Genomic DNA, 15,505 nt, shown 5'->3' with positions numbered 1-15,505 from the left:
CGCCGGGACGCACAGCGCCTCCCCCGGTCGGGGCTGACCAGGGGAGGCTGTGTCGGGTTCTGCCGCGGGGCGCCCACAGGCTGTGGACCGGGCAGTGGGCCGGCCGGAGTCGTCCCGACCGGATCCACAGCCGGTGTCCACAACCTGTGGGGAACGCCCCCACACCCCCGGCCGGGGGAGCCGACCGTCAGCCGGAGAGGCGCACCGGCATGATCAGGTACTGGTACGCGGCGTCCGCCTCGGCGTCCACCGCAGCCTTGCCGCTGAGCAGGGCCGGCTTGGTCGAGGTGGTGAAGCTCAGCTGGGCGTACGCGGAGTCGATGGCCTTGAGGCCCTCCTCCAGGTAGCCGGGGTTGAAGGCGATCGAGATGTCGTCGCCCTCGAGGTCGGCGTCGATCCGCTCGGTGGCCTGGGCGTCGTCGCCGGAGCCGGCCTCCAGGGTGAGCACGCCCTGCTCGAAGTTGAGCCGGACCGGCGTGTTGCGCTCGGCGACCAGCGAGACGCGCTTGAGCGCCTCCAGGAAGGGCTGGGTCTGGATCGCCGCGATCGCGTTGAACTCGGTCGGGAACAGCGTGCGGAACTTCGGGAACTCACCCTCCAGCAGGCGGGTGGTGGTCCGGCGCCCGGCGCCCTCGAAGCCGATCAGGCCCTCGCCCGCGCCACCGGACGACAGCGCGATGGAGACGTTGTCGCCGCTGCCCAGGGACTTGGCGATGTCCTGCAGGGTCTTGGCCGGGACCAGGGCGACCGCCGAGATGTCCGACTGCTCGGGCTTCCACAGCAGCTCGCGGACGGCGAAGCGGTACCGGTCGGTGGCGGCCAGGGTGATCCGGTCGCCCTCGATCTCGACCCGGACACCGGTCAGCACCGGCAGGGTGTCGTCCCGCCCGGCGGCCACGGCGGCCTGGCTGACGGCCGAGGCGAAGACGTCACCGGGGACGGTGCCGGTCGCGGTCGGCATCTGCGGCAGCGCCGGGTAGTCCTCCACGGACATGCTGGGGAGGGTGAACCGCGAGCTGCCGCAGACCACGGTGACCCGCATGCCGTCGGTGGAGATCTCCACCGGCCGGTTCGGCAGGTTGCGCGAGATGTCGTTCAGCAGGCGGCCGGAGACCAGGACGGTGCCGGCCTCCTCCACGTCAGCCTCCAGCTCGACCCGGGCCGAGACCTCGTAGTCGAACCCGGACAGCGCCAGGCTGCCCTCCTGCGCCGTCAGCAGCAGGCCGGCCAGCACCGGCACCGGCGGCCGCGCCGGGAGGCTGCGGGCAGCCCAGGCCACCGCCTCCGCGAGGACGTCACGCTCCACCCGGAACTTCACCGGTAACCGCCTCCTGGACTTCGCTGTCGCTTTGCGCTCTTGATCGTCTACTGGCACCTGACCGCCGGGCCCGAGCCCTCCGGTTTCCGGTTGCCGGAGAACAGTCTGACGTACTCCACCGACAGACGAGGCAATCGGGCCAAGTCAAGTCCGAACAGCTGTCGGGTTCGGAGTATCCACAGATTTCGGCCCACCCCACTGTTGATCAAGGCGATGGGTCTATAGGTGTAGTGGTAGTAGTAGGGCCTGTGGATACCGTGGATAACCCCGTTTCCGCAGGTCAGCACCGCTTTTTTGTCCACAGGCGGTGTGGATGGAGCCTGTGGACAACCAGGGTCCGCTGTGGACGACGGAGGGTTACCCACAGGGCACTCTGAGTATCCACAGGTTATCCCCAGCGCTGTCCCCAGATCATGGACCAGTTATCCACCGGGCGCTGTCAACTTCTCGTGACGCCTTTCACACCGGCAGATGAACAGCTGCTGCACGTTGTCGAACTGTGGACGGCCCTGTGGACAACCTGGGGATAACCGCCCCTTCCCTGGGGACAGCCGGTGGATAACCCGTCCGGCCCACTGATGGCCCGCCAACTGTCCACAGCCTGTGGATAACTGTTGTGCACAAGTCCACAGGGGTCTGACCTGCGTCGAAGAGCGTAGCGGTGACGGCCCTGTGGAAGAATTCTGGATAACTCGGGGCTCCCCAGCCTGTGGACGGGGGAAAACCACCCGGTCCTGTGGATTACTGCTCTGCGGCTCCGACCTGTTCGAATTGGTGGTCAGATGTTCGTCGCGGCAGTCCACCTGGCGAAGCGTCGACTGGTGGAATCCTGCCCCACGATCGCGGCCGTTACACCTGTCTGTGCACACCGGTCGCCCGCTTCGCCGCCCCGCCGCCGTCCCGCGTCCCCGCCCGCACCCCCGTTGCGCGGCTCTGCCCGGGCTCTGACGGCCCACCCCGCCCGTGGGCACGCGAAAGGGGAGCCAGGTGGTCCTGACTCCCCTTCAAGCCGGCCGTGGCGGGCCCGTACCGGCCCGCGCGCCGCCGCTAGCTCTTGATGCGGTTGGTCAGCTCGGTGACCTGGTTGTAGATGGAGCGCCGCTCGGCCATCAGCGAGCGGATCTTGCGGTCGGCGTGCATCACCGTGGTGTGGTCCCGGCCGCCGAACTGGGCGCCGATCTTCGGCAGTGACAGGTCGGTGAGCTCCCGGCACAGGTACATCGCGATCTGCCTGGCCGTCACCAGGACGCGGCTGCGCGAGGATCCGCAGAGGTCGTCCACGCCCAGGCCGAAGTAGGCGGCGGTCTGCTGCATGATGACCTGCGCGGTGATCTCGGGACCCGCGTCCTCGTCGCCGCCGGGGATCAGGTCCTTGAGGACGATTCCCGCCAACTCCAGGTCCACCGGCGCCCTGTTGAGGTTGGCGAAGGCGGTGACCCGGATCAGCGCACCCTCCAACTCCCGGATGTTGCGGGTGATTCGGGAGGCGATGAACTCCAACACGTCTGCGGGAGCGTTGAGTTGCTCCTGGATCGCCTTCTTGCGCAGGATCGCGATCCGGGTCTCCAGCTCCGGCGGGGTGACGTCGGTGATCAGTCCCCACTCGAAGCGGTTCCGCAGTCGGTCCTCCAGGGTGATCAGCTGCTTGGGCGGCCGGTCCGAGGAGAGCACGATCTGCTTGTTGGCGTTGTGCAGGGTGTTGAAGGTGTGGAAGAACTCCTCCTGCGTGGACTCCTTGCTCGCCAGGAACTGCACGTCGTCCACCAGCAGGATGTCCATGTCCCGGTACCGCTTGCGGAACGCGTCCGCCTTGCCGTCCCGGATCGAGTTGATGAACTCGTTGGTGAACTCCTCCGAGCTCACGTAGCGCACCCGGGTGCCCGGGAAGAGGCTGCGCGAGTAGTGCCCGATGGCGTGCAGCAGGTGGGTCTTGCCCAGCCCCGACTCGCCGTAGATGAAGAGCGGATTGTACGCCTTGGCGGGTGCCTCGGCGACCGCCACCGCCGCGGCGTGCGCGAACCGGTTGCTGGCGCCGATCACGAAGGTGTCGAAGAGGTACTTGGGGTTCAGCCGGGCCGCGGGCTCGTCCTTGCGCGAGCCGCCGGCCGGAGGCGCGCCGGGCGGCGCGGGCACACCGGGGCTCGGGGTGCGCTCGGGCACCCCGCCGCCGGTGGTGGCCGGCGGTCCCGCCTGTGGGCGGCCGTCCGGAAGCAGCAGGCCGGGATCGGTCGGGACGGCCGACGGCCGCTGGGGACCGGGCGGCACGCGCCGGGAGGCGGCGGACGGGCGCGGGCGCTCGCCGGGGCCGGTTCCGTACGCGCCGCCGAAGAGGTCGCCCTGCGCGGCGGTGCCCTGCTCCCGGGAGGGGGTCTCGCCGTGCCGTTCGGCCGGGCGGCCGCCGTAGCCGTTGTCCCAGCCGGGGCGCTGGTCGGAGCTCTCCGACCACTCGGACCGGTCGCCGCCGTAGGGGGCGGGGCGCTGGTCGTAGCCGGCGGTGTCGTACCGGCCGGTGCGCTCGTAGCCCTGCGGGGCCTCGGTGGCCGGGGAGTCGTACCGGCCGGTGTAGTCGGGGGTGGGGAAGCTCTCGGGGGTGGGCCAGCGGCCGGCCTCGGCCTCCTGGTCGCGGTACGGCTGCTGCCACTCCTGGGCCGGAGCGCCCTGGCCGGACTGGGTGCTCTGCGCCGGGTGCGCGGGCTGCTGGCCGAGGGAGGTTTCGGCGGACTGGGGCTCGGCCGGTGCGGGGGTGGCGGCCGGTGGGACGGCGTTGGCGTCGACCATCACGGCGATCCGCACGGGGCGGGCGAACTCGCGGCTGAGCTCCTCGGTGAGCGGCGGCAGCAGCCGGCCCTCCAGCACCTGCTTGGCGCGTTCGTTGGGCGCGGCCAGCAGGGCGGTGTCGTGCATCATCCACATCGGCTGGGTGCGGCGCAGCCACATCTTGTCGCTGTCCCCGACGCCGGAGTCGTTGACCAGCCGCTCGACGACTCTCGCCCAGACCACGACGAGATCGCTGTTGACATCAGCCACTGGTGCACGCTTTCTCGTTCCCCGGGTCGGGGGTGTCAAAGGACTTCGGGTGTCGGTCCGATCCGATGAACAAACCCGACAAGTCCTGCAACGGTAGTCAGCCGACAGGGCTGATTCAAGTTGTTGTCCACAGGCTGTGGGTGGACGTACTCCGGGTGCGCGGACGGCCGCTCAAAGTCGTGGCCGCCGTCGTGCCGGACGGGCGGAGCGGGCCCGCGACAGTGTGGACGGGGGGTCGGCGGGCGGCCGTCGAAGGTGTTCCGCCATCATGATCAGCAGGACTCGCGGGGCGGGTCACAGGGTGTGGACGCGGGTGGGGCCGGAGCGGCCGGTTTGACCCTCCGCCCTCGTGCCGCGTACCGTAACCAGGTCGAGTTGTCGATGGCCGCTGCCGCATGTCCGCGGGTCTTCCCGCTTCCATAAGGCGCGCAGCACGGGCGCCGTGGATTGTCGCAACCCCAGCCGACCTGGGACGTTGCGGGCAGATTTCTCATAGGAGAGATCGCGCGGACGCACGGTGACGGCCAAGCGACCTCCCGTCGCCCTACGATTCATCTCAGGAGCCCCCGAGTGAGCAAGCGCACCTTCCAGCCGAACAACCGTCGTCGCGCGAAGACCCACGGCTTCCGGCTGCGGATGCGTACCCGCGCCGGCCGCGCCATCCTGGCTGCCCGCCGTGGCAAGGGCCGCGCCAGCCTGTCCGCCTGATCCGAATCCGAGGTCTGCAGTGCTGCCCTCCGAGAATCGGCTGCGGCGGCGCCAGGACTTCGCGACCGCAGTGAAACGCGGTCGTCGGGCCGGTCGGCCCCTGTTGGTCGTCCATCTCAACAGAGATGCGGCGGTCGCGGGGCGAACCGACCGGAACAGCGACTCCCACCCGCACGTCGCCGAGGGGTTTCCTTCGGCGCGTGCGGGTTTCGTCGTGAGCAAGGCCGTCGGTCCCGCGGTCGTCCGCAATCTTGTGAAGCGGCGACTGCGTCATCTGGTCCGAGAGCGTCTGTCCCGGTTTCCCGCAGGTAGCCTGATAGTGGTACGTGCGCTGCCCCCGGCCGGGACGGCCTCGTATCTGGATCTGGAACACGACCTGGACGCGGCGTTGCGGCGGCTGCTCCGGGCTGAGCCGGCCGATGCCGTGCCGACGGGAGCAGGGCGATGAAGTACCTGCTGATGGGGCTGATCAGGCTCTACCAGTGGACGATCAGTCCACTGCTCGGCCCGGTCTGCCGGTACTACCCCTCGTGTTCGCACTACGGGTACGAAGCGGTGCGGGTGCACGGCGCGGTCAAGGGCAGTGGCCTGACCGCGTGGCGCATCCTGCGCTGCAACCCATGGTCGCCCGGTGGGGTCGACCATGTACCGCCGCGCAAGCACCCGGTCTGGCACCGTCGGTTGCGCGATCTGCTGAGCCCGAAGAGCGGGACCGCCGGGCCTGAGCCGGTGGCCAAGCCCGATGTCCAAGGAGTCTGACCGGTGACCTGGTCCTTCCTCAACCCTCTGTACACCGCGGTGTCCTGGATCATCGTCCAGTTCCACTCGCTGTACAGCCACGTCTTCGACCCCAACGGCGGGTGGGCGTGGGGCCTGTCGATCGCCTCCATGGTGGTCGTCATCCGAATCTGTCTGATTCCGCTCTTCGTGAAGCAGATCAAGGCGACTCGGGCCATGCAGGCCATCCAGCCGAAGATGAAGGCCATCCAGGAGCGCTACAAGAACGACAAGCAGCGCCAGTCCGAAGAGATGATGAAGCTCTACAAGGAGGCGGGTACCAACCCCTTCTCGAGCTGCCTTCCGATTCTGGTGCAGGCGCCGTTCTTCACCGCCCTGTACGGGGTGCTGGCCTCGGTCGCGGCGGGCAAGACGATCGGCGTCATCAACGCCGACCTGCTGGCCAGCGCCAAGCAGGCACACATCTTCGGTGCCCCGCTGTCGGCGAAGTTCGTCGGCTCCGAGACCCTGAACGTGCAGATCGTCACCGCGATCATGATCGTCCTGATGTCGCTGTCGCAGTTCATCACCCAGCGCCAGCTGATGACGAAGAACATGGACCTCACGGTCAAGACGCCGTTCATGCAGCAGCAGAAGATGCTGATGTACGTCTTCCCGATCATGTTCGCCGTGATGGGCATCAACTTCCCGGTTGGTGTGCTGGTCTACTGGCTGACCACCAACGTCTGGTCCATGGGCCAGCAGCTGATCGTCATCCGCAACAACCCGACGCCGGGCAGCAAGGCCTTCCAGGAGCGCCAGGAGCGGCTGAAGAAGGCCGGACGGCTCAACCCGGACGGCTCGGTGAAGAAGGCCGGTCTGTCCGCACTGCTCTCGGGCGGGGCCGGCAAGGGCGCCGCTTCGGCCGAGGAGGCCGTCGAGGACGCGGTGCAGGTGCGTCGGCAGCAGCCGCGCAAGCAGACCAAGGCACAGCGCCAGCAGACCGGGACGCAGCAGGCCGGTACCGCCGCGCAGACCAGCCTGACCAAGGAGCCGGAGACCGAGGACGAGGTGAGGGCCGAGTCGGCCGCCGCCTCCGAGCCCGCCGCCTCCGAGCCCGCTGCGGCCAAGTCGGTCCCGGCGAAGGCGGCTACCGGCAAGCCGGGGGCGGGCAAGCAGGGCCCGCGGCAGCAGCCGAAGCGGGGCGGACAGGGCGGCCAGCGGCCGAGGAAGAAGTCCTGACGGCCCCCTAGGGCCTCGGACACGGCTCAAGATCTTCGTTTCTCGGCCCACCCGAGGGCCCATTCCTGAAGGAGTCCATCAGTGACGGAAGGCACCACCTCTGCTGTCGAGGCCGAGGCTGCGACCGGTGCGGGCGCTGCTGACAGCCTCGTTGCCCGCCTGGAGCAGGAGGGTGACATCGCGGCCGACTACCTGGAGGGTCTGCTCGACATCGCAGACCTCGACGGCGACATCGACATGGATGTCGAGGGCGACCGTGCTCTGGTGTCCATCGTCGGCGACGGCAACGACCGCTCCCTGCAGCGTCTGGTCGGCCACGACGGCGAGGTGCTGGAGGCTCTGCAGGAGCTGACCCGGCTGGCGGTGCACCGGGAGACCGGTGAGCGCAGCCGCCTCATGCTGGACATTGCCGGGTTCCGGGCGCGCAAGCGGGCCGAGCTGGCGACGCTGGGCAGCAAGGCGGCCGAGCAGGTCAAGAGCTCGGGCGAGCAGGTGAAGCTCCGCCCGATGACCCCGTTCGAGCGCAAGGTGGTCCACGACGCGGTGGCCGCGGCGGGGCTGCGCAGCGAGTCGGAGGGCGAGGAGCCCCAGCGCTGCGTCGTCGTCCTGCCGGGCTGACGTCGCAGGCGGCCTGTCGACCGACCCCGTCCGCCTCGTGCGGGCGGGGTCGTCGTCCCTTCGGGGTCGGCACGCGCACACGAGGGCAGGTGTGCCGTGGCTGGCACAGGTCGGGTTTCACGCGCTGTGTTTCACGTGAAACGAAGCCCACATGGAACATTGGGAGTGCGGGTCGGTGGAGACGGTGAGCGGAGAAGCTGAGATGGCGACGGACGGCGTGGCGGCCGAGGGTACCCCGGTAGAGGACGGCCAGGACGGCCAGGACGGTCGGCAGGAGCTGCCCCAGGCGCCGGCCGCAGCGCAGCAGATCTTCGGCGAGCGGTTCCCGGTGGCCCTGCGCTACACCGAGCTGCTGGCGACGGCGGGGGTGCAGCGCGGGCTGATCGGCCCGCGCGAGGTGCCCCGGTTGTGGGACCGCCACGTGCTGAACTGCGCGGTGCTGGCCGAGCTGCTGCCGGCCAACGCCTCGCTCTGCGACGTCGGCTCGGGTGCCGGACTGCCGGGCATCCCGGTGGCGATGGCCCGGCCGGACGTCTCGGTGACGCTGCTGGAGCCGCTGCTGCGGCGCACCACCTTCCTGGAGGAGGTGGTCCGGGAGCTCGGTCTGGACAACGTGACGGTGCTGCGCGGCCGGGCCGAGGAGATGGTCGGCAAGCTCTCGGTGGACATCGTCACCGCGCGCGCGGTGGCCCCGATGGACCGGCTGGCCGGCTGGGGGCTCCCGCTGCTGCGTCCGTACGGGCAGATGCTGGCGCTCAAGGGCGACACGGCGGAGCAGGAGCTGGCGGACTCGCGGGCGGCGCTGACCCGGCTGGGCGCGGTCAAGTGGTCGGTGATCTCGGTCGGTGAGGGCACCCTGGAGACCTCGACCCGGGTGGTCCGGGTGGAGGCGGGGGAGAGCCCCGGCGGTGTGAAGGCGGCGACCCGCAGGGCCAAGGCGGCCCGGGCCGGACGCGCTGCCAAGCCCGGCGACGCTGCCCGCGGGGCAGGGCGTCGGCGGCGCTGACGTCGGTCGGCCCGGAGACCTTCTCCGGCGTGGTGGTACGGAGCGGGTGGCCCCGACGGGCCGCCCGCTCTGCTGCTTCCGGGTGCCCTCCGTGGCGTCACTGTCACCAATCGGAGTGTCGCACCGTCAGATTTCCGACATTGCGGGCATGGTGTTTCACGTGAAACGTCGCTCCCTGCTTTCTGGAATCCTCGGTCGCAGCCGGGCGGCGACTGTTGCCGCTCCGGTTTCACGTGAAACACTGATCCCCATGCAGGACTCGGAGACCATCGACCAGATCGATGACACGCCCATCGCGCGCGCAGCCCGGGCCGCAGTACGAGCCGCCGGGCGGGCCGGTGAGGGCCTGCCCAGACCGGCGGCGACCCGGGTGATCGTGGTGGCCAACCAGAAGGGCGGGGTGGGGAAGACCACCACCACCGTCAACCTGGCAGCGGCACTGGCGCTGCACGGCCTGCGCGTGCTGGTCGTCGATCTCGACCCGCAGGGCAACGCCTCCACGGCGCTGGGCATCGACCACCATGCCGAGGTGCCGTCGATCTACGACGTCCTGGTGGAGGGCAAGCCACTGGCCGACGTGGTGCAGCCGGTGGTGGACGTCGAGGGGCTGTTCTGCGTCCCGGCGACCATCGACCTGGCCGGCGCCGAGATCGAGCTGGTCTCGCTGGTGGCCCGGGAGAGCCGGCTGCAGCGCGCCATCGCCGCCTACGAGCAGCCGCTGGACTACATCCTGATCGACTGCCCGCCCTCGCTCGGACTGCTGACGGTCAATGCGCTGGTGGCGGGCCAGGAGGTGCTGATCCCGATCCAGTGCGAGTACTACGCACTGGAGGGTCTCGGCCAGCTGCTGCGGAACGTCGAACTGGTCCGCGCGCACCTGAACCCGACGCTGCACGTCTCCACCATCCTGCTCACCATGTACGACGCCCGCACCAGGCTGGCGGCCCAGGTGGCGGAGGAGGTCCGGACGCACTTCCAGCAGGAGGTGCTGCAGACGGCGATCCCCCGCTCGGTCCGGGTCTCCGAGGCCCCGAGCTACGGGCAGACGGTCCTCACCTACGATCCGGGCTCCACCGGGGCGCTGTCCTACCTGGAGGCGGCCCGTGAGCTCGCCCTCAGAGCGGTCGGTGCGGCGGAACCCGACGGCGTGGGGCACGGCGCGGTGGAGCACGGCGCGGTGGGACAGCAGCGGAGCGCGAGCGATCCGCCGGCTGTTCCGATGGCACAGCACGGCACGATGGAGGACAACCGGTGAGTGGTGGGCGCAGGGGGCTGGGACGAGGGCTCGGGGCACTGATCCCGGCGGCGGTACCGGCCGCGGGGCCGGCCGCGGGGCCGGCCGCCGTTCCGGCCGAGGGTTCGCCCGCGGCGGCACCGGTGGTGGCCCCGGCCCGGACGGGCGAGCCGGCTGCGGCGGCGTCCGCCGGTACGGTCTCCCCCACCGCGGTGCCGTTGCTGCCGACCGGACGGGGTACGGCCGCGGCGAAGGCCGCGGCCGGGGGCGCCCGGGAGCAGGCCGGGGCGGTGCACCGCAGCGTGCTGGAGACCGTGCTGAGCGAGGCGGTGCTCGGTCCGGTCACGGGGGCCAGGTTCGCCGAGCTCCCGTTGGACGCGATCCGTCCCAACCCGCGCCAGCCGCGCGAGATCTTCGACGAGGACAAGCTGGCCGAGCTGGTCGCCTCCATCAAGGAGGTGGGCCTGCTGCAGCCGGTGGTGGTCCGTCAGGTCGAGGACGGCCGGTATGAGCTGATCATGGGTGAGCGGCGGCTGCGGGCCTCCCGGCAGGCCGGCCTGGAGCTGATCCCGGCCATCGTCCGGGCCACCGAGGACGACAAGCTGCTGCTGGACGCGCTGCTGGAGAACCTGCACCGGGCGGAGCTCAACCCGCTGGAGGAGGCAGCCGCGTACGACCAGCTGCTGCAGGACTTCTCCTGCACCCACGACGAGCTGGCCGACCGGATCGGCCGCTCGCGTTCGCACGTCTCCAACACCCTGCGGCTGCTGAAGCTCACCCCGGCCGTCCAGGCCCGGGTGGCCGCGGGTGTGCTGACGGCCGGCCACGCCCGGGCGCTGTTGGGTGTCCCGGACGCCGAGCGGCAGGACCAGCTGGCCCGGCGGATCGTCGCCGAGGGGCTCTCGGTGCGCACCACCGAGGAGATCGTCGCGGTGATGGACCGGGAGGAGAAGCCGCAGCGCCCGCTCGGCCCCAAGGCGGGGAAGCTCTTCTCGCCCGCCTTCGAGGACCTCTCCGAGCGGCTCTCGGACCGGTTCGAGACCCGGGTGAAGGTCGAGGTCTCGCAGCGGAACGGGAAGCTCGGCAAGGGCAAGGTGGTGCTGGAGTTCGGCTCCGTCGAGGACCTCAACCGGATCCTCGACAGCCTGGCACCCGGTGAGGACGGCCTGCGGTTGTCGCAGGGCTGAGGGTTCCGGTTGTGGGTTCGGGTGCATGTTTCACGTGAAACGTGCACCCGTTCCGTTTCAGGGGGAAGCTCGTCGATGTGATGTCGGCCCGGGGTGGATGAGGAGGTGTGGGGCGTGGGACGGAGGATTGCTCCGCTGACGCTGGACAACCTTGCGGATCTCCCAACGACCTGTCGGTCCTGCGTGTTCTGGGAGCTCGACCCGGTGAGCGCCAAGGCCGCGGTGGAGGCGGGCAAGGCGGAGTCGGAGAAGGAGAGCTGGATCTCCGCGGTGCTGCTGGAGTGGGGGTCCTGCGGCCGGATCGTCTACGTGGACGAGATCCCGGTCGGGTACGTGCTGTACGCGCCGCCTGCGTACGTACCGCGCTCGCTGGCGTTCCCGACCAGCCCGGTGTCGCCGGATGCCGTACAGCTGATGATCAGTCGGGTGCTGCCCGGCTACCAGCGGCAGGGGCTCGGCCGGGTGCTGGTGCAGACGGTGGCCAAGGACCTGGTCGGCCGGGGCTTCAAGGCGATCGAGGCGTTCGGCGCGGTGGGCCGGGAGATCCCGAGCTGTGTGCTGCCGGCCGAGCACCTGCTGGCGGTGGGGTTCAAGACGGTACGGCCGCACCACCGCTACCCCCGGCTGAGGCTGGAGGCGCGGACCACGCTCTCCTGGAAGGGGGACGTGGAGGTCGCACTGGAGCGGCTGCTGGGCGGTGCCCGGAAGGAACCGGCCCTGCGGCCGTTCTGAGCGGCGCCCGTCGGCCGCTGGACGGGGTCCTACGGCCGTGGCGGGGAGAACGGCGAGGGCGGGCCACCGGAACTCCGGTGGCCCGCCCTCGGCCTGCTGTACGGCTGCGGCCCGGCCGCCGCGTCGATCAGATGAAGTCGGCCAGCTCGCGGAGCAGCGCGGCCTTCGGGCGGGCGCCGGTGATGGTCTTCACCAGCTCGCCGTTCTGGTAGACGTTCAGCGTCGGGATCGAGATCACGTTGTACGCGGTCGCGGTCTCGGTGTTGTTGTCGACGTCGAGCTTGGCGATGGTGAGCTTGTCGCCGTGCTCCTTCGCGATCTCCTCCAGGATCGGGGCGACCTGGCGGCACGGGCCGCACCAGGTGGCCCAGAAGTCGACCAGGACGGGCTTGTCGCTCTTGAGGACCTCGGCGTCGAAGGTCGCGTCGGTCACGGTGATGGTGGCGCCGGCCACGGGAACTCCTCTGGGTCACGGACGAGATGGTGCTTCGGCCCGGATGATCCGGTCGGCACCCTTGGGGTGAAGAACAGCCTGTAGGTCACAACAACCTGCGCGGCCGTTCTGTTTCGGCGGAGTCCCGCCGTCGGGCTGTCCTCGTGCCACGCTCCACAGGGGGCGTTTCACGTGAAACAACGGTACGGCCCGATGACGGGACCCTCGCCGGGCGGGGTTCGGGTCAGACCGCGACGGTGGCGGCCTGGGCCTCCAGGTCGGCCAGCGAGGCGAGGTAGCGCTCGGCGTCCAGGGCGGCGGAGCAGCCGGTGCCGGCGGCGGTGATGGCCTGGCGGTAGGTGTGGTCGACCACGTCGCCGGCACCGAAGACGCCGGGGATGTTGGTGCGGGTGGAGGGGGCCTCGACCTTGAGGTAGCCCTCGGCATCGAGGTCGAGCTGGCCCTTGAAGAGCTCGGTGCGCGGGTCGTGGCCGATCGCGATGAACAGGCCGGTGACGGGCAGCTCGCGCATCTCGCCGGTGGTGGTGTCGCGCAGCGTCAGGCCGGTCAGCTTCGGGTCGCCGTGGATCTCCTCGACCGCGCTGTCCCAGGCGAAGGTGATCTTCTCGTCGGCGAAGGCGCGCTCCTGCATGGCCTTGGAGGCACGCAGGCTGTCGCGGCGGTGGACCACCGTGACGCTGCGGGCGAAGCGGGAGAGGAAGGTCGCCTCCTCCAGCGCGGTGTCGCCGCCGCCGACCACGGCGATGTCCTGGTTGCGGAAGAAGAAGCCGTCGCAGGTGGCGCACCAGGAGACCCCTCGGCCGGACAGGGCGTCCTCGCGGGGCAGACCGAGCTTGCGGTGCTGGGAACCGGTGGTGACGATCACGGCACGGGCCCGGTGGACGTTGCCCTCGGAGTCGGTGACGGTCTTGACGTCACCCGTGAGGTCCACCGAGACGATGTCGTCCGGGATCAGCTCGGCGCCGAACTTCTCGGCCTGCGCCCGCATGTTGTCCATCAGCTCCGGGCCCATGATGCCGTCACGGAAGCCGGGGAAGTTCTCGACCTCGGTGGTGTTCATGAGCGCACCGCCGGCGGTGACGGCGCCCTCGAAGACCAGCGGCTTGAGGGAGGCTCGGGCGGTGTAGAGCGCGGCGGTGTACCCGGCGGGGCCGGAACCGATGATGATCACGTTACGGACGTCGTCGCTCACTGCATCTCCTGGTTCGCATCGCGACCCGCGCATTAGCGGGGAGGGCGGTCCTGCTCCGCCGCCCGGGACAACGACTCACCAGTGTCCCGCATTCCCGGGGCTCCGTGCAGCAGGTGCCCGAGGTGTGGGCGGGGCGCGCCCGTGTTCGGGTGCCTGCCGCTCCGGCAGCTCGGCCGGGTGGCGGTTCAGTTGGCGGGCACGACGCGGTGCAGCAGGACGGTGGCGCCGGGGCAGGAGGGTGTGACGAGGTACACGTCGAGGCGGTCGGGTCGGTCGGGGACCGGGTAGACCAGGGCGGTCACCTCGGCGGTGCCGTAGCGGCCGTGGCCGACGGCGAGCGGAGTGCCGGTGATGCCGCCGGTGGTGCCGGAGAGGCAGCTGGGGACGGCAGTGGGGAGGCCGCCGCCGAGCTGCTGGGTCTCGGCGGACTCCGGCTGTGCGGCTGCGGAGGAGGCCCCGGGCGCCCCCTGGGTGGCAATCAACTGGTGGATCTGTTCGGTGAGTTGGTCGTCCTGGAAGACCTGGGTCCGGTCCTTGGGGGCGACGGCGGGGCGTTCGGCGCCGGTGCCGTGAGTGGTGGGCCGGGTGGCGGGTCGCTGGACCGTTCCGGACGGGGCTGCCGCGGAGGCACCGTCCGCTCGGACGCTCTGGTGGTTCTGCTGCAGGACCAGTCCGCCGAGCCCGAGCACGGCGATGACGGCCGCGGCTCCCAGCAGGAGCCGGCCCCGGCGCCGGCGGCGGCCTCCCGGGGTGGCGCGGCCCGGGCCGCCGGGCCCTGTCGCGGCCGGGGCGGGGGTGCCCGGCCGGGTGCGGCCCGCAGGACGGCTGGGCGGAGCCGGGGGCGTTCCGGTGGGCTTGGCGGTGCGCTCGGCGGCCGTGACCGGTGCGGAGAGCCGATCGGACTCTGTCACTCGCGGGTGGGTCGGGAGCGGTTCGGACGGCCGGGGCCGGGCCGGGAGCGGTTCTGCGGAGCCCGGCTCGGCCGATTGCGGTTCGGCCGGTTGTGACTCGGAGGACTGCGGTCCGGCCGGGAGCGGTGGTGTCAGCGGGCGGCGGGCGGCCTCGGCGGCCAGAGCCGTGTCGATGCGCTCGGCGATGTCGGCGGGCATCGGCGGAGCCTCGACCGCACCGAGCAGGTCCCGGACCTCGGCGAGGGCGGCGAAGGTCTCCGCGCACTCCGGGCAGTCGGCGAGGTGCAGGCGCAGCGCCGGGGCCTGGCCCGGGTCGCTGAGGCCCTCGGCGAGGTCGGCGAGCAGGTCGATGTCGGGGTGCGGGTCGGTGCCGCCGGCGGCGGGCCAGGAGGGGGTGCGAGACGTCATCGCGAGGTCACATCTCCTTCCAGGACCTGCTCGGGCAGTCGAGGGCCCGCTGCTCTGACGGGGCCGGGGGCCGCCGGGTTCCCGTCCGTGCGGGGCGGTGTTTCACGTGAAACGGCTGCGGGAGCCGGCGGATCGGCCTCGGGGGAGGCGGTCCGCAGGTGGCGGACGAGCGGCAGCAGCCTGGCGCGGCCACGGGCACAGCGGCTCTTGACGGTGCCCACCGGCACCCCGAGGACCTCGGCCGCCTCGGCGACGCCGTACCCCTGCATGTCCACCAGGACGAGTGCGGCGCGCTGGTCGACCGGGAGGGTGGCCAGTGAGGCGGTGACCTCGCGCTGGAGTTCCGCCCGGACGACCGCGGCCTCGGCCGGTTCGGCGCTGCCCAGCAGGGTGTCCAGCCGCTGCGGCTCCTCGTCCAGCGACCCGGCCCGCCGGGAGGCGGCGCGCCGGGCCCGGTCCAGGCAGGCGTTGACCACGATCCGGTGCAGCCAGGTGGTGACGGCGGACCGGCCCTGGAAGGTGTGCGCGGCACGGAACGCGGAGACCAGGGCGTCCTGGAGGGCGTCGGCCGCCTCCTCACGGTCGCCCAGGGTGCGCAGCGCAACGGCCCAGAGCCGGTCCCGGTGACGCTGGACGAGGGCCCCGAAGGCGTCCGGGTCGCCGGCGCAGTGCCGCGCCAGCAGCTCGGAGTCGGAGGGCTCCTCGCTCATGTGTCCCCCCTCTGGGCCGGCCGCCCCCGCCGTTCGGCCCG

General features: G+C 71.1%; 15 protein-coding genes. 9 read left to right on the top strand and 6 right to left on the bottom strand.

The window, feature by feature from the left end:
• Positions 1-187 precede the first annotated feature (187 nt).
• Positions 188-1,318 carry a DNA polymerase III subunit beta gene (gene dnaN, locus ACFC1R_RS02105; protein WP_375931180.1) on the bottom strand — a complete coding sequence of 377 codons (1,131 nt, stop codon included), beginning with the start codon at positions 1,316-1,318 and terminating at the stop codon, positions 188-190.
• Between the two features lie 1,047 nt (positions 1,319-2,365).
• Positions 2,366-4,345, bottom strand: coding sequence for a chromosomal replication initiator protein DnaA (dnaA, locus tag ACFC1R_RS02100; protein WP_375931177.1), 1,980 nt, complete (start codon positions 4,343-4,345; stop codon positions 2,366-2,368).
• 570 nt (positions 4,346-4,915) lie between these two features.
• Between dnaA and rpmH the strand changes: the two genes are divergently transcribed.
• The 9 genes from rpmH to ACFC1R_RS02055 all read left to right on the top strand — a co-directional run bounded on the left by rpmH (position 4,916) and on the right by ACFC1R_RS02055 (position 11,789).
• Complete coding sequence (gene rpmH / locus ACFC1R_RS02095) at positions 4,916-5,053, top strand: 50S ribosomal protein L34 (RefSeq protein ID WP_030059672.1); 138 nt, start codon at positions 4,916-4,918, stop codon at positions 5,051-5,053.
• A gap of 19 nt (positions 5,054-5,072) precedes the next feature.
• A complete protein-coding gene (gene rnpA / locus ACFC1R_RS02090) occupies positions 5,073-5,501 on the top strand; it encodes a ribonuclease P protein component (protein WP_082119594.1) in 429 nt (142 codons plus the stop codon).
• Positions 5,498-5,812, top strand: coding sequence for a membrane protein insertion efficiency factor YidD (gene yidD, locus ACFC1R_RS02085; RefSeq protein WP_045303235.1), 315 nt, complete (start codon positions 5,498-5,500; stop codon positions 5,810-5,812). Before rnpA ends, yidD begins: the two co-directional genes overlap by 4 nt.
• Positions 5,813-5,815: 3 nt before the next feature.
• Positions 5,816-7,012 (top strand): membrane protein insertase YidC, encoded by a 1,197-nt coding sequence (gene yidC, locus ACFC1R_RS02080; protein WP_375931173.1) that lies wholly within the window; start codon positions 5,816-5,818, stop codon positions 7,010-7,012.
• 81 nt (positions 7,013-7,093) lie between these two features.
• Positions 7,094-7,630: a protein jag gene (locus ACFC1R_RS02075; RefSeq protein ID WP_375931170.1), complete on the top strand. Its 537-nt coding sequence runs from the start codon at positions 7,094-7,096 to the stop codon at positions 7,628-7,630.
• A gap of 202 nt (positions 7,631-7,832) precedes the next feature.
• Positions 7,833-8,636: a 16S rRNA (guanine(527)-N(7))-methyltransferase RsmG gene (gene rsmG, locus ACFC1R_RS02070; protein ID WP_375931630.1), complete on the top strand. Its 804-nt coding sequence runs from the start codon at positions 7,833-7,835 to the stop codon at positions 8,634-8,636.
• A gap of 148 nt (positions 8,637-8,784) precedes the next feature.
• Positions 8,785-9,891 (top strand): ParA family protein, encoded by a 1,107-nt coding sequence (locus ACFC1R_RS02065; RefSeq protein WP_375931167.1) that lies wholly within the window; start codon positions 8,785-8,787, stop codon positions 9,889-9,891.
• Entirely contained in the window at positions 9,888-11,057 is a 1,170-nt protein-coding gene (locus tag ACFC1R_RS02060; RefSeq protein ID WP_375931164.1) for a ParB/RepB/Spo0J family partition protein, read from the top strand. Before ACFC1R_RS02065 ends, ACFC1R_RS02060 begins: the two co-directional genes overlap by 4 nt.
• Before the next feature lie 114 nt (positions 11,058-11,171).
• The gene (locus ACFC1R_RS02055; protein WP_375931161.1) at positions 11,172-11,789 is read left to right on the top strand and encodes a GNAT family N-acetyltransferase; all 618 of its coding nucleotides are present in this window, start codon (positions 11,172-11,174) and stop codon (positions 11,787-11,789) included.
• Between the two features lie 127 nt (positions 11,790-11,916).
• On the opposite strand, the gene trxA is transcribed toward ACFC1R_RS02055, so the two are convergent.
• The 4 genes from trxA to sigM form a co-directional block, all read right to left on the bottom strand.
• Positions 11,917-12,243 carry a thioredoxin gene (trxA, locus tag ACFC1R_RS02050; protein WP_045305505.1) on the bottom strand — a complete coding sequence of 109 codons (327 nt, stop codon included), beginning with the start codon at positions 12,241-12,243 and terminating at the stop codon, positions 11,917-11,919.
• Between the two features lie 223 nt (positions 12,244-12,466).
• On the bottom strand, positions 12,467-13,435 hold the full coding sequence (gene trxB, locus ACFC1R_RS02045; RefSeq protein WP_375931158.1) for a thioredoxin-disulfide reductase: 969 nt from the start codon (positions 13,433-13,435) through the stop codon (positions 12,467-12,469).
• Between the two features lie 185 nt (positions 13,436-13,620).
• Positions 13,621-14,754, bottom strand: a complete 1,134-nt coding sequence (locus tag ACFC1R_RS02040; protein ID WP_375931155.1) for a hypothetical protein — start codon at positions 14,752-14,754, stop codon at positions 13,621-13,623.
• On the bottom strand, positions 14,751-15,464 hold the full coding sequence (sigM, locus tag ACFC1R_RS02035) for an RNA polymerase sigma factor SigM (protein WP_375931152.1): 714 nt from the start codon (positions 15,462-15,464) through the stop codon (positions 14,751-14,753). Before sigM ends, ACFC1R_RS02040 begins: the two co-directional genes overlap by 4 nt.
• Between the last annotated feature and the right edge of the window lie 41 nt (positions 15,465-15,505).

It is taken from the genome of Kitasatospora sp. NPDC056138 (genome assembly GCF_042264695.1).
Lineage (GTDB): Bacteria > Actinomycetota > Actinomycetes > Streptomycetales > Streptomycetaceae > Kitasatospora.
Note: the sequence above shows the minus strand (reverse complement) of the source record. Positions and strands in the feature narration are given on the sequence as shown.